Origin of the sequence: Streptomyces sp. NPDC012466 (assembly GCF_042955215.1) — a bacterium.
In the GTDB taxonomy this organism is placed as follows: Bacteria; Actinomycetota; Actinomycetes; order Streptomycetales; family Streptomycetaceae; genus Streptomyces.
In genome coordinates this window covers 14,246-35,569 of sequence record NZ_JBIBEQ010000010.1, presented here as the reverse complement: position 1 = coordinate 35,569, position 21,324 = coordinate 14,246, and the positions used below count along the sequence as shown (strand labels likewise).

The window sequence follows — 21,324 nt, the reverse complement described above, 5'->3', positions numbered from 1 at the left end:
GCACCTCAACCTGCGGGTAGCTTCTGCCTTTTCATTGACACCCTCTCGACACGCCTACTTAACATGCATGCATAACCGCTGCCCTCCTCAGAGACAGGTCGATGGGTTGAACAGGCACCACTGGTGGCGTGACGCAGTGATCTATCAGGTGTACGTCCGCAGCTTCCTCGACAGCACCGGCGACGGCGTCGGCGACCTCGCCGGCGTCCGGGCCGGACTGCCGTACCTGAAGAAGCTCGGCGTCGACGGGATCTGGCTGAGCCCCTTCTATCCCTCGCCGCAGCACGACCACGGCTACGACGTGGCCGACTACTGCGACGTCGACCCGCTCTTCGGCGACCTCGGCGAGTTCGACCAGCTGGTGGGGGCCGCGCGGCGGCTCGGCGTCAAGGTGCTGCTCGACATCGTCCCGAACCACTGCTCCAGCGAGCACCCCTGGTTCCGCGAGGCGCTCACCTCGGCTCCCGGCAGCCCGGCCCGCGCCCGCTTCCACTTCGCCGACGGCCGCGGCCCGGACGGCTCCGAGCCGCCCAACAACTGGCACGCCATGTTCGGCGGCCCCGCCTGGAGCCGGGTGACGGAGCCCGACGGCCGGCCCGGGCAGTGGTACCTGCACATGTTCACGCCCGAGCAGCCCGACTGGAACTGGCGCAACCCCGAGATCACCGCGGAGTTCGACCGGATCCTGCGCTTCTGGCTGGAGCGGGGCGTCGACGGTTTCCGCATCGACGTCGCCGCCGGCCTCTTCAAGCACCCGCAGCTGCCCGACTCCGACGACCCGGAGGCCGACGCCCGCACCCGCGACTCGGTCAACCCGCTCGCCTGGAACCAGCCCGAGGTCCACGACGTGTGGCGCCGCTGGCGCTCCATATGCGAGGAGTACACCGAGCGCGACGGCTGCGAACGCCTCCTCGTCGGCGAGGTCTCCGTCCCCACCGCCCGCGAGCACGCGCGCTACGTCCGCCCCGACGAACTGCACCAGGCCTTCTTCTTCGACCTGCTCAGCGCGCCCTGGGACCCGGACGCCTTCCGCAAGGTCATCTCCGAGGCCATGCAGGACATCGCCGGCACCGGCTCGACGGTCACCTGGGTCCTCAACAACCACGACCAGGTCCGCACCGTGACCCGCTACGGCGAACCGGCCACGGACGGCAGCGGCCTCGGGGCCGCCCGCGCCCGCGCCGCCGCGCTGCTGATGCTGGCGCTGCCCGGCGCCGCGTACATCTACCAGGGCGAGGAGCTCGGCCTGCCCGAGGTCGTGGACCTGCCCGACGACGTCCTCACCGACCCGATCTTCCGCCGCACCGGCAGCCGGGCCCGCATCCGCGACGGCTGCCGGGTTCCGCTGCCCTGGTCGGGCCAGGCCTCGCCGTTCGGCTTCACCCCGGGCGCGGAGAGCGCCAAGCCGTGGCTGCCGCAGCCCGAGTACTTCGCCGAGTACGCCACCGACCGCGCCCTCGCCGACACCCGCTCCTTCTGGCACCTGTACCGCGACGGTCTCCAACTGCGCTCCGCCCTGCCCCAGTTGGGCGAGGGCACGCTGCGCTGGCTGGACACCCCGCCCGGCGTTCTGGCCTTCGAACGCGGCGACCTGGTGTGCGCCGTCAACTTCGGTACCGCCCCCACCCCCGCGCCGGTCCCCGGCTCCCCCCTGCTCGCCAGCGGCCCCTGCCCGCCCGGAGTGCTCTCCGGCTCGACGGCCGCCTGGTGGATCCGTACCTGAACGCCCCGCAAGTCAACTCCCCGAAGGGACATCAACGATGATGCGACGACGTACCACCCTGCTCACCGGCTGCACCACCCTCGTCCTGGCGCTCGGCGCGACCGCCTGTGGCGGCGGACCCGTCTCGGCCGGCGGCGGCGACAAGGCGCTCAGCGGCCAGTCGATCACCGTGGCCGGCGTCTGGTCCGGCACCGAGCAGAAGAACTTCCAGAAGGTGCTGGACGCCTTCACCGAGAAGACCGGCGCCAAGACGCAGTTCGTGTCCACCGGCGACAACGTCTCCACCGTCGTCGGCAGCAAGATCGAGGGCGGCAACGCCCCCGACGTCGTGATGGTTCCGCAGGTCGGCGTGCTCAAGCAGTTCGCGCAGAACGGCTGGCTCAAGCCGCTGTCGAAGAAGACCGAGCAGGCCGTCGACGCGGGGTTCGCCCCCGTGTGGAAGAAGTACGGCAGCGTCGACGGCACCCTGTACGGCCTGTACTTCAAGGCCGCCCACAAGTCGACCGTCTGGTACAGCCCCGAGGCACTCGAGCAGGCCGGGGTGAAGCCCCCGAAGAGCTACGACGAGATGCTGAAGGCCGGGCAGACCGTGTCCGACTCCGGTCTCGCCGCGTTCTCCGTCGCCGGTCAGGACGGCTGGACCCTCACCGACTGGTTCGAGAACGTCTACCTCTCCCAGGCCGGGCCCGAGAAGTACGACGCCCTCGCCGCCCACAAGCTGAAGTGGACCGACGCGTCCGTCGTCGACGCCCTCACCACGCTCGGCAAGCTCTTCAAGGACAAGCAGCTCATCGCCGGCGGCCAGAAGGGCGCCCTGAACACCGACTTCCCCGGCTCGGTGGAGAAGGTGTTCGGCCCGGAGCCCGATGCCGGCATGGTCTACGAGGGCGACTTCGTCGCGGGCGTCGCCAAGGACCAGTTCGGCAAGAAGGTCGGCGAGGACGCCGACTTCTTCCCGTTCCCGGCGGTCGGCGGCGGCGAGGCGCCGGTCGTCAGCGGCGGTGACGCCGCCGTCGTCCTCAAGGACGGCAAGAACCAGAAGGCCGCCCAGGCCCTCCTGGAGTACCTGGCGACCCCCGAGGCCTCGGCCGTCTGGGCCGAGGCGGGCGGCTTCCTCTCCCCGAACAAGAAGCTCGACCTCGCCTCCTACGGTGACGACGTCACCCGCGCCACCGCCAAGTCCCTCGTCGACGCCGGGGATTCGGTCCGCTTCGACATGTCCGACCAGGCCCCGGCCGCGTTCGGCGGCACGAAGGGCACCGGCGAGTGGAAGCTGCTCCAGGACTTCCTGCGCGACCCGTCCGACCCGAAGGGCACCGCGGCGAAGCTGGAGGCCGCGGCGGCCAAGGCGTACCAGGACTGATACGCCATGACAGCCACCCTCGTGAAGGACACGAGCTCCCCACCGCCCGGCCCGGTCGCCGACCGCACCCGGCGACTGCGCCGGCGCGGGAAGATCATCGCCCTGCTGTTCGTGCTGCCCGCACTGCTGCTGCTCGGCGCGCTCGTCGTCTACCCCGTGCTGTTCAGCATCGGCCGCAGCTTCTTCGACGCCTCCGGGACGAGCTTCGTCGGCGGCGACAACTACGCCGAGATGTTCCGCGACCCGGCGACCCTCAAGGCCGTCCGCAACACGGCCGTCTGGGTCGTCGTCGCCCCGGCCCTGCTCACCGGCCTCGGACTGATCCTCGCCGTGCTGGTGGAGAAGGTCCGCTGGGCCACGGCCTTCAAACTGCTCCTCTTCATGCCGATGGCGGTCTCCTTCCTCGCCGCCGGCATCATCTTCCGGCTCGCCTACGACGAGGACCCCGACAAGGGCGTGCTCAACGCCGCGGTGGTCTCCGTCCACGACGCCTTCAAGGGGGAGTCCTCCTACCCGACGGCCCGGGCGCGTGACGGCCAGGGCCTGACGAAGGACAAGGACGGTTCGTACCGCACGAGCGCGAGCGCGTCCCCCGGGGACGCGATGACGCTGGGCCTGGTCGGCGTCCAGCCCGCCGACCTGCCCGGCGGCGCCCGGCCCGCCTTCGCGGCGGCGGAGCGGAAGGCCGGCCCCGACGAACTGCGCGGGGTCGTCTACCTGGACTTCGTGCCCGGCGGGGGAGGGGAGCAGGGCAAGGTCGACCGGGGGGAGAAGGGACTGCCGGAGATGAAGGTCGAGGCGGTCCGCGACGGCGAGACGATCGCCACGACCACCACGGCCGCCGACGGTTCCTTCCGCTTCGAGGGCCTCGCATCGGGCTCCTACCAGGTGAAACTGCCGTCGTCGAACTTCGCCCAGCCCTACGAGGGCGTCTCCTGGCTCGGCCCGGCGCTGGTCACCCCGGCGATCATCGGCGCCTACCTGTGGATCTGGACCGGCTTCGCCATGGTGCTGATCGGCGCGGGACTGTCGACGCTGCCGCGGGACGCCCTGGAGGCGGCGCGGATGGACGGCGCGAACGAGTGGCAGATCTTCCGGCGGATCACGGTGCCACTGCTGGCCCCCGTCCTGTCGGTCGTGTTCATCACCCTCGTCATCAACGTGATGAAGGTCTTCGACCTCGTCTACATCATCGCCCCCGGGCCCGTGCAGGAGGACGCGACCGTGCTCGCGACGCAGATGTGGCTTGTGTCGTTCGGCGGCGGCAACAACCAGGGGCTCGGCAGCGCCCTCGGCGTGCTGCTCCTGCTGCTGGTCGTCCCGGCCATGGTGTTCAACGTCCGCCGTTTCCGAAGGGGGCAGCGATGAACGCGGTTCGGCGCGGACTGGGCAGCGGGGTCGTCCAGGCCTTCCTCGTCCTGGTGGGCCTCGTGTGGATGACGCCGCTGGCGGGGCTGTTCCTGTCCTCGCTGCGCTCCTCCGAGGACACGGCGAAGGGCGGCTGGTGGACGGTGTTCTCCAGCCCCGGGCAGCTGTCCCTCGACAACTACTCGTCGCTGCTCGGGAACGCCGGCATCACCCAGGCGTTCTGGAACACGGTGCTGATATCGGTTCCTACGACGGTGCTGGTCGTGGTGGTCGCGGCCCTCGCGGGGTACGCCTTCGCGTGGCTGGACTTCCCCGGGCGGGAGGCGATCTTCCTGGTCGTGGTCGCGCTGCTGGTGGTGCCGGTGCAGATCGGTCTGCTGCCGGTCGCCAAACTCTTCGGGCAGCTGGGCCTGTTCGGCACGATCCCCGGCGTCGTGCTCTTCCACGTGGCCTACGGTCTTCCCTTCGCGGTGTTCCTGCTGCGGAACTACTTCGCCGAGATGCCGAAGGAGATGCTGGAGGCGGCGCGCATGGACGGCGGCACCGAGTGGCGCATCTTCACGCGGCTCGTCCTGCCCGTGGGACGGCCCGCGATCGCCTCCCTGGCCATCTTCCAGTTCCTGTGGGTGTGGAACGACATGCTGGTGGCACTGCTGTTCGCGGACAGCGCGTCACAGCCGCTGACCGTGGAACTCCAGTCGCAGATCCGCCAGTTCGGCAGCAACATCGACGTCCTGGCACCCGGGGCGTTCGTGTCCCTGGTCGTCCCTGTCGTCGTGTTCTTCGCGTTCCAGAGGCACTTCGTGCAGGGCGTGATGGCGGGGTCGGTCAAGTAGCCGCCGCCCGTACACGACGAGAGGGCTCCGCCCCGAACCCCACCTGCCGGGGGTCGGGGCGGAGCCCTCTGCGCTGCCTAGGCCGAAGCCGGCGGGTACAGGGAACGCGGCAGCCCGGAAGCCGCGGCGGCGTCCAGCAGCCACAGCGTTCGGCTCCGGCCGTACGCGCCCGCCGCCGGGGCCTGGATCTCGCCCGCGCCCGAGAGGGCGATCGCCGCCGCCCCGGCCTTGTCCTCGCCGGCGGCCAGCAGCCACACCTCACGAGCCGCACGGATCGCCGGCAGGGTCAGCGTCACCCGGGTCGGCGGCGGCTTGGGCGCGCCGTGGACGCCGACCACCGTGCGGTCGGTCTCCCTGACCGCCGGCAGTTCCGGGAACAGCGACGCGACGTGCGTGTCCGGGCCCACGCCCAGCATCAGCACGTCGAACGTGGGCACGGGCCCGTGGTTCTCCGGGCCCGCCGCCGCTGCCAGCTCCTCCGCGTACGCGGCGGCCGCCGCGTCCACGTCGGTGCCGTAGGGGCCGTCCGACGCGGGCATCGCGTGCACCCGCTTCGGGTCGAGCGGCACCGAGTCGAGGAGAGCCTCCCTCGCCTGGGTGACGTTGCGGTCCGGGTCCCCCTCGGGCAGGAACCGCTCGTCACCCCACCAGAGGTCGAGCCGGCTCCAGTCGATCGCGTCCCGGGCGGGCGCCGCGGCCAGGGCGGCCAGCAGGCCGTTGCCGTTGCGGCCGCCCGTCAGGACCACGGACGCCGAGCCCCGGGAGGCCTGCGCGTCCACGATCCTGGTGATCAGCCGGGCCGCCGCGGCCTGCGCCATCAGCTCCTTGTCGCGGTGCACGACCAGCTGCGGTGCCGTACTCACTTCACCTCCGCCTTCCGGACCGGCTCCAGCGCGGGCGGTTCCTGCTTCACCGGTGCCTGCGCCGTCGCTTCCGCAGCGGGTGCTTTCGCAGCCGCTTCGACGGGAGCGGGGAGGGCGAGTCCTGCTCGCCCCTCACTTTTGGGCACCGAGCCCGAGGACTTCAGCCGGTCCACCCCGTAGCGCAGGGCGGACGCGTACGTGTCGTCCGGGTCCAGCCGCCGCAGCTCCTCCGCCATCAGCTCGGCGGTCTCCCGGCGCTTGAGCGCCACCGCCCGGTCCGGCTGGCCCTCGATGGAGAGCGTCGCGAGGGAGCCGTCGGCACGGTCCAGCTTGATGGGGCCGCAGTTGGTGTCCATCCGGACCGCCGTCAGGCCGGGGCCGCCGGACAGCGAGCGCTTCACGGGGACGTCCAGCCGGTCCGCGAGCCACATCGCCAGCAGCTCACAGCTCGGGTTGAACTCCTCGCCCTCCACCTCGACGGCCCGGACCTCGCAGGCCACCTGGTCCAGGGCCGCCGCCAGCATGGAGCGCCAGGGCGTGATGCGGGTCCAGGACAGGTCCGTGTCGCCGGGGGTGTAGGTCCCGGACCGGGTGGCCAGGTCCCGTACCGGCTGCTCGGAGGCGTACGTGTCGGTGACGCGGCGCTGGGCGAGGGCACCCAGGGGGTCCTTCGCCGGGTCGAGCGGCGCGTTCACCGGCCACCACACCACCACCGGGGCGTCCGGCAGCAGCAGCGGCAGCACCACCGACTGGGCGTGGTCGACGACCTCGCCGTACAGCCGGAGCACCACCGTCTCGCCGGAACCCGCGTCAGCGCCGACCCGGACCTCCGCGTCGAGACGGGACTGCGTACGGTCGCGGGGCGAACGGGAGACGCGCTTGATGACCACGAGCGTGCGGGCGGGATGCTCGTGCGAGGCGTCGTTCGCGGCCTTCAGCGCGTCGTAGGCGTTCTCCTCGTCCGTCACGATGACCAGCGTGAGCACCATGCCGACCGCCGGGGTGCCGATCGCCCGGCGGCCCTGCACCAGCGCCTTGTTGACCTTGCTGGCCGTGGTGTCCGTCAGGTCTATCTTCATGGCCGGCGCCAGCTCCGTCCGTGTCGCTCGAGCATTTCGTCCGCCTCGACGGGCCCCCAGGTACCGGCCTGGTACTGGGCGGGCTTGCCGTTCTTGTCCCAGTACTCCTCGATCGGGTCGAGGATCTTCCAGGACAGCTCGACCTCCTCGGTGCGCGGGAAGAGGTTCGAGTCACCGAGCAGAACATCCAGGATGAGACGCTCGTACGCCTCCGGGCTGGACTCCGTGAAGGACTCGCCGTAGGCGAAGTCCATCGACACGTCCCGGATCTCCATCGACGTGCCCGGCACCTTCGAGCCGAAGCGGACCGTCACGCCCTCGTCCGGCTGGACGCGGATGACGATCGCGTTGGAACCCAGCTCCTCGGTGGCGGTGGAGTCGAAGGGGGAGTGCGGGGCCCGCTGGAAGACGACCGCGATCTCCGTCACCCGGCGGCCCAGCCGCTTGCCGGTGCGCAGGTAGAAGGGGACGCCCGCCCAGCGGCGGTTGTCGATCTCCAGCTTGATCGCGGCGTACGTGTCGGTCTTCGACGAGGCGTTGATGCCGTCCTCGTCGAGATAGCCGATCACCTTCGCGCCGCCCTGCCAGCCGGCCGAGTACTGGCCGCGCACGGTGTCCCGGCCCATGTCCTTCGGCAGCTTCACGGCGCCGAGGACCTTGGTCTTCTCGGCGGCCAGCGCGTCCGCGTCGAAGGAGGCCGGCTCCTCCATGGCCGTCAGGGCCATCAGCTGGAGCAGGTGGTTCTGGATGACGTCACGGGCGGCGCCGATGCCGTCGTAGTAGCCGGCCCGGCCGCCGATGCCGATGTCCTCGGCCATGGTGATCTGCACGTGGTCCACGAAGGACCGGTTCCAGATCGGCTCGAACATGGTGTTGGCGAAGCGCAGCGCCAGGATGTTCTGGACGGTCTCCTTGCCCAGGTAGTGGTCGATGCGGAAGACCTGGTCCGGGGCGAAGACCTCGTGGACGACCTTGTTGAGCTCCTCGGCCGAGGCGAGGTTGTGGCCGAACGGCTTCTCGATGACCGCGCGGCGCCAGGAGCCGCCCGTCTGGTCGGCCAGCTGGTGCTTCTTCAGCTGCTGGATGACCACCGGGAAGGCCGACGGCGGAACCGAGAGGTAGAAGGCGAAGTTGCCGCCCGTGCCCTGTGCCTTGTCGAGCTCGTCGATCGTGGAGCGCAGCCGCTCGAACGCGTCGTCGTCGTCGAAGGTGCCCTGCACGAAGCGCATGCCCTGGATGAGCTGCTGCCAGACCTCCTCGCGGAAGGGCGTGCGGGCGTGCTCCTTGACCGCGTCGTGCACTTCCTGCGCGAAGTCCTCGTGCGCCCACTCGCGGCGGGCGAAGCCCACCAGCGAGAAGCCCGGCGGCAGCAGACCCCGGTTGGCGAGGTCGTACACGGCGGGCATGAGCTTCTTGCGGGACAGGTCGCCCGTGACGCCGAAGATGACCAGGCCCGACGGCCCCGCGATACGCGGGAGCCGTCGGTCCGCGGGGTCACGCAGCGGGTTGCTGCTCGACACCTGTTCAGCCCTCCGAAGGGGCGAGGCGCTTGAGCTCGGCCTCGGTCGACTTCAGCAGGTCGGTCCAGGACGCCTCGAACTTCTCGACGCCCTCCTCCTCCAGCAGCCGGACCACGTCGTCGTACTTGATCCCGAGCTTCTCGACCGCGTCGAGGTCGGCCCGGGCCTGCTCGTAGGTGCCGGCGACGGTGTTGCCGGTGATCTCGCCGTGGTCCTCGGTGGCGAACAGGGTCGCCTCGGGCATGGTGTTCACCGTGTTCGGCGCGACCAGGTCGGTGACGTACATGGTGTCGCTGTACGCCTTGTCCTTCACGCCGGTCGACGCCCACAGCGGACGCTGCTTGTTGGCGCCCGCCTTCTCCAGCGCGTTCCAGCGGTCCGAGGAGAAGACCTCCTCGTACGCCTGGTAGGCCAGACGGGCGTTGGCGACGGCGGCCTTGCCACGCAGCGCCTTGGCCTCGTCGGTGCCCAGCGCGTCGATCCGCTTGTCGATCTCGGTATCCACGCGGGACACGAAGAACGACGCCACGGAGTGGATCTGCGACAGGTCCAGGCCGCGCTCCTTGGCCTTCTCCAGGCCGGTCAGGAACGCGTCCATGACCAGGCGGTAGCGCTCCAGCGAGAAGATCAGCGTGACGTTGACGCTGATGCCCAGGCCGATGGTCTCGGCGATGGCCGGGATGCCCGCCTCGGTCGCCGGGATCTTGATGAGCGTGTTGGGCCGGTCCACCAGCCAGGCGAGCTGCTTGGCCTCGGCGACCGTCGCCCGCGTGTTGTGCGCCAGGCGGGGGTCGACCTCGATCGAGACCCGGCCGTCCTTGCCGCCGGTGGCGTCGAAGACCGGGCGCAGCACGTCGGCGGCGTCACGGACGTCCGCCGTCGTGATCATGCGGATGGCCTCTTCGACCGTGACCTCGCGGGCGGCGAGGTCGGTCAGCTGCGTGTCGTAGCCGTCACCCTGCGAGATCGCCTTCTGGAAGATCGACGGGTTGGTGGTGACGCCCACGACGTGCTGCTGGTCGATCAGCTCGGCGAGGTTGCCGGACGTGATCCGCTTGCGCGACAGGTCGTCCAGCCAGATCGCCACGCCTTCCTCGGAGAGGCGCTTGAGTGCGTCTGTCATGGAAATTCCATCTCCTACGTGTCGTATATGAGCGTCAGCGCTGGGCTGCGGCGATCGATTCCCGCGCGGCGGCGGCCACGTTCTCGGCGGTGAAGCCGAACTCGCGGAAGAGCACCTTGCCGTCGGCCGAAGCACCGAAGTGCTCCAGGGAAACGATGCGGCCGGCGTCCCCCACGTACTTGTGCCAGGTGAGGCCGATACCGGCCTCCACCGCGACACGGGCCCGGACGGACGGCGGCAGGACGCTGTCCCGGTACCCCTGGTCCTGCTGCTCGAACCACTCCACGGACGGCATGGACACGACGCGCGTGGGCACGCCGGCGCCCTGGAGCTGCTCGCGCGCCTCGACGGCGACGTGCACCTCCGAGCCGGTCCCGATGAGGATCACCTCGGGTTCGCCACCCTCGGCCTCGAACAGGACGTAACCGCCCTTGGCCGCGTCCTCGTTGGGCTCGTACGTCGGCACGCCCTGCCGGGTCAGCGCCAGGCCGTGCGGCTGGCCCTTGCCGAACTCCTTGGTCCAGCGCTTGAGGATCTCGCGCCAGGCGATGGCGGTCTCGTTCGCGTCGGCCGGGCGCACGACGTTCAGGCCCGGGATCGCGCGCAGCGAGGCGAGGTGCTCGACCGGCTGGTGGGTCGGGCCGTCCTCGCCGAGGCCGATGGAGTCGTGCGTCCACACGTACGTCACCGGCAGGTGCATCAGCGCCGACAGCCGCACCGCGTTGCGCATGTAGTCGGAGAAGACCAGGAACGTGCCACCGTAGATCCGGGTGTTGCCGTGCAGCGCGATGCCGTTCATCTCGGCGGCCATCGCGTGCTCGCGGATACCGAAGTGGATCGTGCGGCCGTACGGGTCCGCCTCCGGCAGCGGGTTGTCCGCCGGGAGGAAGGAGCTGGTCTTGTCGATGGTGGTGTTGTTGGAGCCGGCCAGGTCGGCCGAGCCGCCCCACAGCTCGGGGATGACTCCGCCGAGCGCCTGGAGGATCTTGCCGGAGGCGGCACGCGTGGCCACGCCCTTGCCGACCTCGAAGACCGGGATCTTCTCCTCCCAGCCGGTGGGCAGCTCACCCTTGGCGACGCGGTCGTACTCCGCGGCGCGCTCGGGGTTGTTGTCCCGCCACTGCTGGTACGCCTTCTCCCACACCGCGCGGGCCGCCTGGCCCCGCTCCAGCGCCCTGCGGGTGTGCGTGATGACCTCGTCGGAGACCTCGAAGCTCTGCTCCGGGTCGAAGCCCATGACCCGCTTGGTCGCCGCGACCTCGTCGTCGCCCAGCGCCGAGCCGTGCGCGGCCTCGGTGTTCTGCGCGTTCGGGGCCGGCCAGGCGATGATCGAGCGCATCGCGATGAACGACGGCCGGTCCGTGACGGCCTTGGCCTTCTGGACCGCCTCGAAGATCGCGGCCGGGTCCAGGTCGCCGTTCTCCTGCGGCTCCACGCGCTGCACGTGCCAGCCGTAGGCCTCGTACCGCTTCACCGTGTCCTCGGACACGGCCGTCTCGGTGTCACCCTCGATCGAGATGTGGTTGTCGTCCCACAGCAGGATCAGGTTGCCGAGCTTCTGGTGGCCCGCGAGGGAGGACGCCTCGGCGGAGATGCCCTCCTGGAGGCAGCCGTCACCGGCGATGCAGTAGATGAAGTGGTCGAAGGGGGACTCGCCCTCGGCGGCCTCCGGGTCGAACAGACCGCGCTCGTAGCGGGCGGCCATCGCCATGCCCACCGCGTTGGCGACACCCTGGCCGAGCGGGCCGGTCGTCGTCTCCACACCGGTCGTGTGCCCGTACTCGGGGTGACCGGGGGTCTTCGAGCCCCAGGTGCGGAAGGACTTCAGATCGTCCAGCTCCAGGCCGAAGCCGGCCAGGTACAGCTGGGTGTAGAGGGTCAGGGACGAGTGGCCGGCGGACAGCACGAAGCGGTCCCGCCCGACCCAGTCGGCGTCCGCCGGGTCGTGCCGCATCACCTTCTGGAAGAGGGTGTAGGCGGCAGGTGCCAGGCTCATCGCCGTACCCGGATGGCCGTTACCGACCTTCTGTACGGCATCGGCGGCCAGGACACGCGCGGTGTCGACGGCCCGCTGGTCCAACTCGGTCCACTCGAGGTCTGTGGTGGTCGGCTTGGTGCTCACCCTGGGTCAGGGCTCCTCTCCACATGTCGGATGCCGGTGTATCGGGGCGCCCACCGGCCGCAGTCGAGCCTACCCCCGTCGGACGTGCGTTTTTGCGGGTCACTCCAGAGTGCCGGGACTGATCCCGGTCCGCCTCCTGACTGGGCCGTACCGCATTCGACAGGTGAATACGGAGCCGCTCATCCGGGTGCTCAATCGAGCTTCGGCGCGCCCTTCGGAAGGTGCCCGCCAACACGAGTGGACCCCCGCGAATGTCCGAGTCTGGGCAACGTCTAAAGTGGCGTGGTACGCGCGAGCCTTTACCGGGACTTCACAGGGTGAGGCTTGCTGGGATGTCTCTGTAGGGGTGTGCGTGACGGCCGTTGAATCCCGTCCAGCGGGGATGATCGGGGCGGACCAGAGCCCGGCCCACCGGCCGTTCGGGGCCCGTGTCAAGGCGTTCGTGGCTCTCACCAAGCCGCGGATCATCGAGTTGCTGCTGATCACCACGGTGCCGGTGATGTTCCTGGCGCAGCAGGGCGTGCCCGACCTGACCCTGGTGCTGCTGACGTGCCTGGGCGGATACATGTCCGCGGGCGGCGCCAACGCGCTCAACATGTACATCGACCGCGACATCGACGCGCTCATGGACCGCACCTCGCAGCGCCCGCTGGTGACCGGCATGGTCAGTCCGCGCGAGTGCCTGGTCTTCGGCATCACGCTGGCCGTCGCCTCGACGCTGCTGTTCGGTCTCACGGTGAACTGGCTGAGCGCCTGGCTCGCCCTCGGCGCGCTCCTCTTCTACGTCGTCGTCTACACGATGATCCTCAAGCGCCGTACCTCGCAGAACATCGTGTGGGGCGGCATCGCGGGCTGCCTGCCGGTGCTGATCGGCTGGTCCTCGGTCACGAACTCGATGTCGTGGGCGCCGGTCATCCTCTTCCTCGTCATGTTCTTCTGGACGCCGCCGCACTACTGGCCGCTGTCCATGAAGGTGAGGGAGGACTACGCACGCGTGGGCGTGCCGATGTTGCCGGTGGTCGCCTCCAACAAGGTGGTCGCCAAGCAGATCGTGATCTACAGCTGGGTCATGGTCGCCGTCTCGCTGCTGCTGACCCCGCTCGGCTACACCGGCTGGTTCTACACGTCGGTGGCGCTGCTGGCGGGCGGCTTCTGGCTCTGGGAGGCGCACGGCCTGCAGAACCGCGCGAAGGCGGAGGTGACGGGCGCGAAGCTGAAGGAGATGCGCCTGTTCCACTGGTCGATCACGTACGTGTCGCTGCTGTTCGTGGCCGTCGCGGTCGACCCGTTCGTTCCCGCCCTGACCCACTGACACCCTGACGTACGTCACAGGCCCCTGGCCTCGCCAGTCGATCTACTCGTGAGTAGCATCCTGGCCATGGCAGACACGCAGCAGGTTGACCCGAAGGCCGAGCGCAAGGTGGCCCGGCTGGCCAAGCAGATCTCCTCCTTCTCCAAGGCCCACGGCGGCGCCGAGGGCCAGGTCGCCTACCTCGGCGAGCGCGGCGCCCGCATCGTCCTGGTCGGCGAGGACGGCAACTGGGGCGACCTGGTCGCCCCCTCGTACGAGATCGCCGAGAAGGCCGTGGAGAAGTCGGGCATCACGGCCCACGAGTCCTTCGACGGCGAATTCGCCGCCAAGGTCAAGACGGGCCGCTACGAGTGGTCGCGCATGGCGGGAATCCAGGTCGGCGGCCCCAAGAACGGCTGAGCAACCGGCCTTCTTGTGTCTGGGGGCGCGGGGCTGTGTCGATGTGCGGCTCCGCCGCACGGGCGCGATCAGCCACCGACAACCCGTGGCCGCCAGAACACCCGCACCCCCCGTCGCGACCGCGACCTGAACCCGGTTCACCCGTTAAGACCTCTGGAACAACAGGGTCCACACCGGGAGGCCCGGATGATCGAAACGCCGTCCCTAGTGGACCAGTACTGCCACGGAGTGCTGCGCACAGAGCTGGGCCTCGGCACCTTCGAGGCCCACCTCAGCCGCAGCGAGGGCCCACCCGCCCCCGGCACCACCCTCTTCGACACCCAGACCGGCTTCGCCGTCAGGCGCTGGTGCCCACCCCTGCTCGGCCTGGAACCCCACTGCACGCCCGCCCGCTATCTGGCCCGGCGCCGTGAACTGGGCGTCCTGGAGTCCGGCCGCCGGCTCCTGCGCGGCAGCGGCATCACCACGTACCTGGTCGACACGGGGCTTCCCGGCGACCTGACGGAACCGGGCGAGCTGGCCTCCGCGGGAGCCGCCGAGGCCCGCGAGATCGTGCGCCTGGAACTCCTCGCCGAGCAGGTCGCCGACACCTCCGGCACCGTCGAGTCCTTCCTCGCCAACCTCGCCGAGTCGGTGCACGCGGCCGCCGCCGACGCCGTCGCCTTCACCTCGGTCGCGGGCGTACGGCACGGCCTCGCGCTCGCACCGGAGCCGCCCGGCCCGGGGGAGGTGCGCGGGGCGGCCGGCCGCTGGCTCGCCGGGCGCGGCGTGGGCGGGGAGCTGAGCGACCCGGTACTGCTCCGGCATCTGCTGTGGAGCGCGGTCGCCTCGGGGCTGCCGCTCCAGCTGCACGCGGGGCTGGGCGCCCCCGGTCTGCGGATCGACCGTACGGACCCGGTGCTGCTGACGGACTTCGTGCGGGCCACGGCCGGCCTGGGCACGGACCTCGTCCTGCTGCACGGCTACCCGTACCACCGCCACGCCGCCCATCTCGCCGGTGTCTTCCCGCACGTCCACGTCGACTGCGGCGCCGCCCTGGTCCGCACGGGCGCCCGGGCCTCGACCGTCCTCGCGGAGATCCTGGAGCTGGCCCCCTTCGGCAAGATCCTGTTCTCCACCGGCGCGCAGGGGCTGCCCGAACTGCACGTGGTGGGCGCCCGGCTGTTCCGCGAGGCCCTGGGGCGGGTGCTCGGAACCTGGGTCGCCGAGGGGGCGTGGTCCCTGGCCGACGCCCAGCGGGTGGCGGGCCTGCTGGCGTCGGCAAACGCGCGGCGGGTCTACGGGCTCGACTAGGCCTTGGCGGACCGGGCCTTGCCAGGCTAGGCCTTCGTCAGGCTCGCCTCGGCGGCCGGGCCGGGCACGTCGGCCGTCGGCTCCGGCCGTTCGCGCAGCGACAGCACCACCCGCAGCACCCAGATCCACATCACGGCCGAGCCGAGCATGTGCAGGCCCACCAGGACCTCGGGCAGGTCCGTGAAGTACTGGACGTAGCCGATGACGCCCTGCGCGAGCAGGATCAGGAACAGCTCACGGGTGCGGTTCAGCGGGTGCCTCGGCGCGTCGACCGCCTTGAGGACGAACCACAGGGCGAACGTCAGCGTCACCACGATCCACGCCAGCACGGCGTGCAGCTTGCTCACCGTCTCCCAGTCGACCGGCATCCGTTCGACCTCGCTGGAGTCCCCCGCGTGCGGGCCCGCGCCGGTGACGACCGTGCCGACCAGGATGAGCAGGACGGCCGCCGCGATCAGGAACCACACCAGCTGCTGCACGGCCTTGCCGACCAGCGGGCGCGGGGCCGCGTCGCCCTCCCGGGTGCGCTGCCACATCACCGTGGCCACCGCGATGAGCGCGGACGTCGCCACGAAGTGGGCCGCGACCGTGTACGGGTTGAGACCGACCAGCACCACGATGCCGCCGAGCACCGCGTTGCTCATCACGATCCAGAACTGTGCCCAGCCCAGCCGGACCAGGCCGCGCCGGTACGGCTTCTGCGAGCGCGCGGCGATGATCGCCCAGCCGACGGCGGCGCACAGCACGTACGTCAGCATGCGGTTGCCGAACTCGATGGCACCGTGGAAGCCCATCGCGCTGGTGGCTGTGAGCGAGTCGGCGGTGCACTTGGGCCAGGTCGGGCAGCCCAGGCCCGAGCCCGTCAGCCGTACGGCGCCGCCGGTGACGACGATGATCACCGACATCAGGAGCGCGGAGAGCGCCGCGCGCCGGACCGTCCGGGGTTCCGGGGTCCAGCGCTCGGCGATGAAGGCGAGCGGGTTGCGCACCACCGCTCGGGAGTCGGCGCGGGTCAGCTTTGGCACGCGCACCATCGTAGGGGTCATGCTTGTGCACGAATTCACGTGGGGTCGTCAACGTACCGTTTCACCTGGTCAGCGCCCGCTGGGGGGAACCGTCAGGGCGTCCAGCCGTTCCCGCGCCGCGGCGGTGAGCGGGTGCCCGGGACCATACGCCCGCTCATAGCACGCCACGGCGGCACCGAGCATCTCGACGCCCCGCTCCCGATCGCCCTGCGCCACCAGGGTCTCCGCCAGGTCGCACTCGGCGTCGGCTACGTACGGGTGCTCCACGCCCATTGCGGCGGCCGCCATCCGGCGGGCCTCGACGAGACTCTCGCACGACTCCTCCAGCGCACCCGAGTCGCGGTGCAGCCGGCCCAGCCGGATCAGCGTGCCGACGACGTCCGGGTGGTCGCCGAGCGGGCCGCGAACCGCGAGGGCGTGCCGAAGCGCCGTGTGCGCCTCGCCGAGGCGGTCGAGTCGTCGCAGCGTCTCCCCGAGATGGTTGTCCACGTCGGCGACGGCCGGGTGCGTCTCGTCATGCGCGGCGGTGAGCAGGGCGCGGGCTTGCACCAGCCGGTCATGGGCCCTGCTCGGCTCGTCCTGGTCGAGGGCGATGAGCGCCAGATGCTTGTGGGCGGTGGCAAGGTCGATGGGGCGCGTGCCCTCGGTGCCCTCCCGAACCGTGAGGGCGCGGCGGTAGCAGTCCCGTGCCGCGTCGAGGTCCCCGCGGCGCCGCTGAGCGTCGCCCAGGACCATCAGGCAGTCGGCAGTGTCGGGGTGCTCCTCGCCGTGCGCGAGGACGGTCACCTCCAGAGCCCGGTGGGCGGTCTCCAGGGCCTGCCCGAACCGGCCCTGCTCCCGCTGGATACGGCTCAGCAACAGCAGCGGCCGGACCACCCGCGGATGGCCCGGGCCGTAGACGTCGGTGAGCAGCCGCACGGCCCGCTCGGCGGAGTGGTGTGCGTCTCCCAGGGCGGCGAGCGCGTACTGCGTACGGCCGAGTGCGGTCATCACGTCGGCGAGGCGGGCGCGGTCGCCGTTCCTCACCGCCTCATGGGCCTCCAGGGACTGGCGCAGCAGCTCCACAGCGTGGCCGTAGTCGCCGCGCACGTGCAGGTAGTTGCCCGCGCGGTGCAACAGGCGGCCGAGTGCGGCGGACTCGCCGGTACCGCTCGGGCCGCTGCCGTGCCGCACCGCCGACAGCACATGAGGGAGCAGCCGGGCACACTCGGGCCTGCTCTCCGGGTCGGTGGGATCGGCGGGGAAGGCGGACTCCACCAGCAGAACGGCCGCGTCTGCGTAACGCCGGTGCCCGGCCGGGTCCAGGGTGGAGCGCAGATAGTCCTGGACCTGCCGGGAGACGCCCAGGTCACCGTGGTCGTCGGCCCGGACCAGCGAGAAGGACAACAGGGGGCGCAGCAGTGCGTTGACCGTGAGGCCGCCGCTCAGCCGCTCGCCCAGAGGCGGCGGCAGGGCACCGGCGTGCTGCTCCGACAGCAGCGCGCGCGGAATGCGGTCGGCGGCGAGGAAAGCGAGCAGCAGCGCGAGCGAGCGGGCGTCCGGCTGCTGCTCGCACGCCCGCTCCAGGGACATGCCCCAGGTCGCCGTCATCTCGGGCCGGTACCAGGACTCCTGCGACAGCAGGGGCGCCGCGGAGGGCTGCCGGTGCAGCACCCGTTCGAACTCGGCGAGGGTGGTGCCGCTCTCCTGCGTGTAGGCGGCGGCCTGTTCCAGTACGAGGGGGAGGCGGCCGAGCGCGCGGGCGACGGTCCTGACGGTGGCCGCGGGAGTCCGGTGGTCGTTGCTGCGTCTGCGCAGGAACGCGACGGCGTCCGCCTCGTCGAACACGTCCAGAGCGAGGACGTCCGTGATGCGGCCCCCGTGCCAGGTGCGCACGTACGAAGTGAGCAGGACGTCCCCGTTGGTGAGAGGCGGCCAGCAGGCGTCCAGGTCGGCGGCGTCCACGGCGTTGTCGAACACCAACAGCCAGCGACTGCGAGCACCCAGCGCCCGCCACAGGGCGCCGAGGGTCACGCCGGGATCTTCGTCCACGGGCACGCCGAGGCGGCGGGCGAGCAGCGTCAGCGCGTCGATGACCTGCACTCGCGATTCCGCCCTGATCCACCAGATGACGTCATAGTGCGAGGCGTAGCGGTGTCCGTACTCGACTGCCACCTGCGTCTTGCCGATGCCGCCGACACCCACCACGGCGCAGGAGCGCGGCGCGGTCAGCGGGTGCGGCCCGAGAAACAGGGCGCCGATGTGGTCCATGACGTCGGCGCGGCTGGTGAACAGCACGTTGCGGGGCGGCAGGTTGGTGACGGCCGAGTCGAGGCCGGGGCACGGCGGCAGCTCCGGACGGTCCGCCGGCCCGTCGGCCGGAGCGAGCGCGTCAAGGCGGTCCAGTAGGCGGCCCGCGACGGCCTCCCGAGGGAGTCCGACGAGACTGAGCAGGCTTTCCTCCGCCGAGCCGTCCGGGACGGCACACTCCTCCACCTGTACATACAGGTGCGGACCGGACGGCGCGAGCAGCGTCGGCCAGGCGGCGGTGGCGGCGGAGACGATCACTATGATCAGCGCGGCCTGGCGCGGACCAGGCGGCCGCTCGTCCCACTGCTCCCACACCGCCTGACGTCCCGAGCGCTCCAGGACATCCGTCAGCCAGGCCGCCCAGGTCGTGTCACCGGCCGCGGCGCGCACCACCACGCGGGGGCGCGGTGCGGCGTTGGTGGCTGGCGGACGCGGCGCCTGCCGCGCGTCGTCCCGGGGCAGGGTGAACACGATGGCACCGGCCGCCGCAACGGCGGAGGCGGCGGCCGCCGGATAACGCCACCACTCTTCTCCGGGAAGGGTGGCGAGCGCGGTCGCGTAGCTGCCCAGTGCGGCCGGAAGACCGATCAGCCACGGCCACCCCCGCCGCCACAACCGGCTCCGCGACGGATCCCCGGCCGTGCCCGTCTCCCCCATGGCGCTCCCCTCAACGTCCCGACTGCACAGGGGGATTGTCCCGGATTCCGGTCAGTGCGCCACCCAGTGCCGAAGGTCGGGAAGCAGATCGGGATCGAGCGGAGCCGACACCCGGAACTCGCGAACCACGGCGGCCGAGCCCGCCGCTACCAGGCGCAGCAACGCGATGAGGCGGTGATTCCCGTCGAGCACCAGCCGCCGTTCCTCGCCGAGGTCGAGGGTGGGAAGACAGAGCGGCAGCGGACGTCCGGCGAGGGCCTGTTCGAACCGGCCGACCCGCAGGCGCTGCTCCTCGGTCAGGCCCCGGCCGGTCACGGCCAGCTCCGCGCTGTTCAGCGGGCGGGCGTCGAGGGCCCGGTAGTCGGTGGGCCGGCCGGCCGGGTCCGCGTACCAGGGGGCGTAGTAGGCGCGTGGCGGCGGCAGCCGGTCCAGGGTGACGTCCTCACGGACGACGCGTGCGGCATCGGCCTGGTGCAGCGCGGCCAGCCGCGGCCAGTCGAGGGCCACCCGGATGCCGCCCTGTCCGGGGGCGAACAACCGCCTGAAGGCCGGCCAGGAGACCGCGCGCGATGCCATGCCCTTCCCCCTCCGTACGTCAGCGCCGTTCGCCGACTCCGCTCACTCCCAGCGGAAGAACTTCCCGGCCGCCGCCAGCCCCACGACCGCCCAGACGGCCAGGATCCCCAGGTTGCCCCAGGGCATCCCGGCGCCGTGCTGGAGCACGTCCCGGAGTCCGTCGGACAAGGCCGAGATCGGCAGCAGGCCGAGCACGTCCTGCACGCCGGAGGGGAACTTGTCGAGCGGCACGATGACGCCGCCGCCGACGAGCAGCAGCAGGAACACCAGGTTGGCCGCCGCCAGCGTCGCCTCGGCCTTCAGCGTCCCGGCCATCAGCAGGCCCAGGCCCGAGAAGGCCGCCGTGCCGAGGACCAGGAGCAGCACGACGGCGACCGGGTTGCCCTGCGGCGACCAGCCGAGCGCGAAGGCGATCGCCGTCAGCAGGATCACCTGGAGCACCTCGGTGACCAGGACGGACAGGGTCTTCGCCGTCATCAGGCCCCAGCGGGGCAGGGGCGAGGAGGCCAGCCGCTTCAGCACGCCGTAGCGGCGCTCGAAGCCGGTCGCGATGGCCTGGCCGGTGAACGCCGTCGACATCACGGCGAGCGCGAGGATGCCGGGTGCGAGGAAGTCGACCGCCTCGCCGGCGCCGGTGTCGACGATGTCCACGGTGCTGAACAGCGCCAGCAGCAGGGTCGGGATCACCACCGTCAGCAGCAGCTGCTCCCCGTTGCGCAGCAGCATCTTGGTCTCGAGCGCGGCCTGGGCCGCGATCATGCGGTGGAGGGGCGCCGCGCCGGGCTTCGGCGTGTACATCCCCGTGCCGGTGGCGGTCACGAGCGCAACTCCTTGCCGGTGAGCTCCAGGAAGACGTCCTCCAGGGTGTGCCGTTCGACCGAGATCTTCTCCGGCATCACGCCGTGCTGGGCGCACCAGGAGGTGACCGTCGCGAGCAACTGGGGGTCGACCTTGCCGACGACCCGGTAGGAACCCGGTGTCAGCTCGGCGGCCGAGCAGTCGGCGGGCAGGGCCTTCAGCAGCGAGCCCACGTCCAGGCCGGGCCGGCCCGAGAAGCGCAGCGTGTTCTCCGCGCCGCCCCGGCACAGCTCCTCCGGGGAGCCCTGGGCGATGACCCGGCCCGCGTCGATGATCGCGACGTCGTCGGCGAGCTGCTCGGCCTCGTCCATGTAGTGGGTGGTGAGGATCACCGAGACGCCGTCGGCGCGCAGATCCCGGACCAGGTCCCAGGTGGCGCGGCGGGCCTGCGGATCGAGTCCGGCGGTCGGCTCGTCGAGGAAGACCAGTTCGGGTCGCCCGACCACGGCCATGGCCAGCGCCAGCCGCTGCTGCTGACCGCCCGACAGCCGCCGGTACGTCGTACGGCCGCAGGAGCCGAGCCCCAGTCGCTCGATCAGCGCGTCCACGTCCAGGGGGTGCGCGTGCAGCTTCGCCACGTGCCGGAGCATCTCGTCGGCGCGGGAGCCCGAGTAGACGCCGCCGGACTGGAGCATCACGCCGATGCGGGGCCGCAGGCCGGCGGAGTCCGCGACCGGGTCGAGACCCAGGACGCGCACCGTGCCGGAGTCCGGCTTCCGGTACCCCTCGCAGGTCTCGACCGTGGTCGTCTTGCCCGCCCCGTTGGGGCCGAGCACGGCGGTCACACCCGCCCGGGCCACCAGGTCGAGCCCGTCCACCGCGGTCTTCGGGCCGTACCGCTTCACCAGGGCCTGGACCTGGACCACGGGCTCACTTCGCATGGGTCCAGAGTCTAGGTACGCGCGCGGTGGCCCGGAC

Annotated in this window: 17 protein-coding genes; 7 read left to right on the top strand and 10 right to left on the bottom strand. The window is 71.2% G+C overall.

Annotated features, from left to right (window positions below; translation table 11 throughout):
• The first annotated feature begins 67 nt into the window (after positions 1–67).
• The 4 genes from ACFY9E_RS31560 to ACFY9E_RS31545 are packed head-to-tail and all read left to right on the top strand — an operon-like array spanning position 68 to position 5,290.
• A complete protein-coding gene (locus tag ACFY9E_RS31560) occupies positions 68–1,723 on the top strand; it encodes an alpha-amylase family glycosyl hydrolase (protein ID WP_390989667.1) in 1,656 nt (551 codons plus the stop codon).
• 37 nt (positions 1,724–1,760) lie between these two features.
• Positions 1,761–3,086: an extracellular solute-binding protein gene (locus ACFY9E_RS31555; protein ID WP_390989665.1), complete on the top strand. Its 1,326-nt coding sequence runs from the start codon at positions 1,761–1,763 to the stop codon at positions 3,084–3,086.
• Positions 3,087–3,092: 6 nt separating this feature from the next.
• Entirely contained in the window at positions 3,093–4,454 is a 1,362-nt protein-coding gene (locus ACFY9E_RS31550; RefSeq protein ID WP_390989663.1) for an ABC transporter permease subunit, read from the top strand.
• Positions 4,451–5,290, top strand: a complete 840-nt coding sequence (locus ACFY9E_RS31545; protein ID WP_390989662.1) for an ABC transporter permease subunit — start codon at positions 4,451–4,453, stop codon at positions 5,288–5,290. The genes ACFY9E_RS31550 and ACFY9E_RS31545 overlap by 4 nt, the downstream gene beginning before the upstream one ends.
• Positions 5,291–5,367: 77 nt before the next feature.
• Here the strand turns inward: ACFY9E_RS31545 and pgl are convergent, their stop codons facing one another.
• Genes pgl through tkt form a run of 5 tightly spaced genes read right to left on the bottom strand, consistent with a single transcriptional unit; the run spans position 5,368 to position 11,997 of the window.
• The gene (gene pgl, locus ACFY9E_RS31540; protein ID WP_390989660.1) at positions 5,368–6,153 is read right to left on the bottom strand and encodes a 6-phosphogluconolactonase; all 786 of its coding nucleotides are present in this window, start codon (positions 6,151–6,153) and stop codon (positions 5,368–5,370) included.
• Positions 6,150–7,232, bottom strand: a complete 1,083-nt coding sequence (gene opcA / locus ACFY9E_RS31535) for a glucose-6-phosphate dehydrogenase assembly protein OpcA (protein WP_390989658.1) — start codon at positions 7,230–7,232, stop codon at positions 6,150–6,152. The genes pgl and opcA overlap by 4 nt, the downstream gene beginning before the upstream one ends.
• Positions 7,229–8,752 (bottom strand): glucose-6-phosphate dehydrogenase, encoded by a 1,524-nt coding sequence (zwf, locus tag ACFY9E_RS31530; RefSeq protein ID WP_390989656.1) that lies wholly within the window; start codon positions 8,750–8,752, stop codon positions 7,229–7,231. Before zwf ends, opcA begins: the two co-directional genes overlap by 4 nt.
• Before the next feature lie 4 nt (positions 8,753–8,756).
• Complete coding sequence (gene tal / locus ACFY9E_RS31525; RefSeq protein WP_390989654.1) at positions 8,757–9,875, bottom strand: transaldolase; 1,119 nt, start codon at positions 9,873–9,875, stop codon at positions 8,757–8,759.
• Between the two features lie 34 nt (positions 9,876–9,909).
• Positions 9,910–11,997: a transketolase gene (tkt, locus tag ACFY9E_RS31520; protein ID WP_390989652.1), complete on the bottom strand. Its 2,088-nt coding sequence runs from the start codon at positions 11,995–11,997 to the stop codon at positions 9,910–9,912.
• Positions 11,998–12,379: 382 nt separating this feature from the next.
• Here tkt and ACFY9E_RS31515 point away from each other — a divergent pair, with 382 nt between their 5' ends.
• From ACFY9E_RS31515 to ACFY9E_RS31505, 3 genes are all read left to right on the top strand, one after another.
• A complete protein-coding gene (locus tag ACFY9E_RS31515; RefSeq protein WP_390990250.1) occupies positions 12,380–13,309 on the top strand; it encodes a heme o synthase in 930 nt (309 codons plus the stop codon).
• 66 nt (positions 13,310–13,375) lie between these two features.
• Positions 13,376–13,708 (top strand): hypothetical protein, encoded by a 333-nt coding sequence (locus tag ACFY9E_RS31510; RefSeq protein WP_390989650.1) that lies wholly within the window; start codon positions 13,376–13,378, stop codon positions 13,706–13,708.
• 186 nt (positions 13,709–13,894) lie between these two features.
• Complete coding sequence (locus ACFY9E_RS31505; protein WP_390989649.1) at positions 13,895–15,001, top strand: amidohydrolase family protein; 1,107 nt, start codon at positions 13,895–13,897, stop codon at positions 14,999–15,001.
• Positions 15,002–15,027: 26 nt separating this feature from the next.
• Here ACFY9E_RS31505 and ACFY9E_RS31500 read toward each other — a convergent pair whose 3' ends face one another.
• From ACFY9E_RS31500 to ACFY9E_RS31480, 5 genes are read right to left on the bottom strand one after another with little or no spacing between them, the layout of a single operon-like run.
• Complete coding sequence (locus ACFY9E_RS31500; RefSeq protein WP_390989648.1) at positions 15,028–16,035, bottom strand: COX15/CtaA family protein; 1,008 nt, start codon at positions 16,033–16,035, stop codon at positions 15,028–15,030.
• 60 nt (positions 16,036–16,095) lie between these two features.
• Entirely contained in the window at positions 16,096–18,972 is a 2,877-nt protein-coding gene (gene fxsT, locus ACFY9E_RS31495) for an FxSxx-COOH system tetratricopeptide repeat protein (RefSeq protein ID WP_390989646.1), read from the bottom strand.
• 51 nt (positions 18,973–19,023) lie between these two features.
• Entirely contained in the window at positions 19,024–19,548 is a 525-nt protein-coding gene (locus ACFY9E_RS31490) for a hypothetical protein (protein ID WP_390989644.1), read from the bottom strand.
• A 42-nt stretch (positions 19,549–19,590) separates the two neighbouring features.
• Entirely contained in the window at positions 19,591–20,346 is a 756-nt protein-coding gene (locus tag ACFY9E_RS31485) for an ABC transporter permease (protein ID WP_390990247.1), read from the bottom strand.
• A gap of 17 nt (positions 20,347–20,363) precedes the next feature.
• Positions 20,364–21,287, bottom strand: a complete 924-nt coding sequence (locus tag ACFY9E_RS31480; RefSeq protein ID WP_390989643.1) for an ATP-binding cassette domain-containing protein — start codon at positions 21,285–21,287, stop codon at positions 20,364–20,366.
• Positions 21,288–21,324 lie beyond the last annotated feature (37 nt).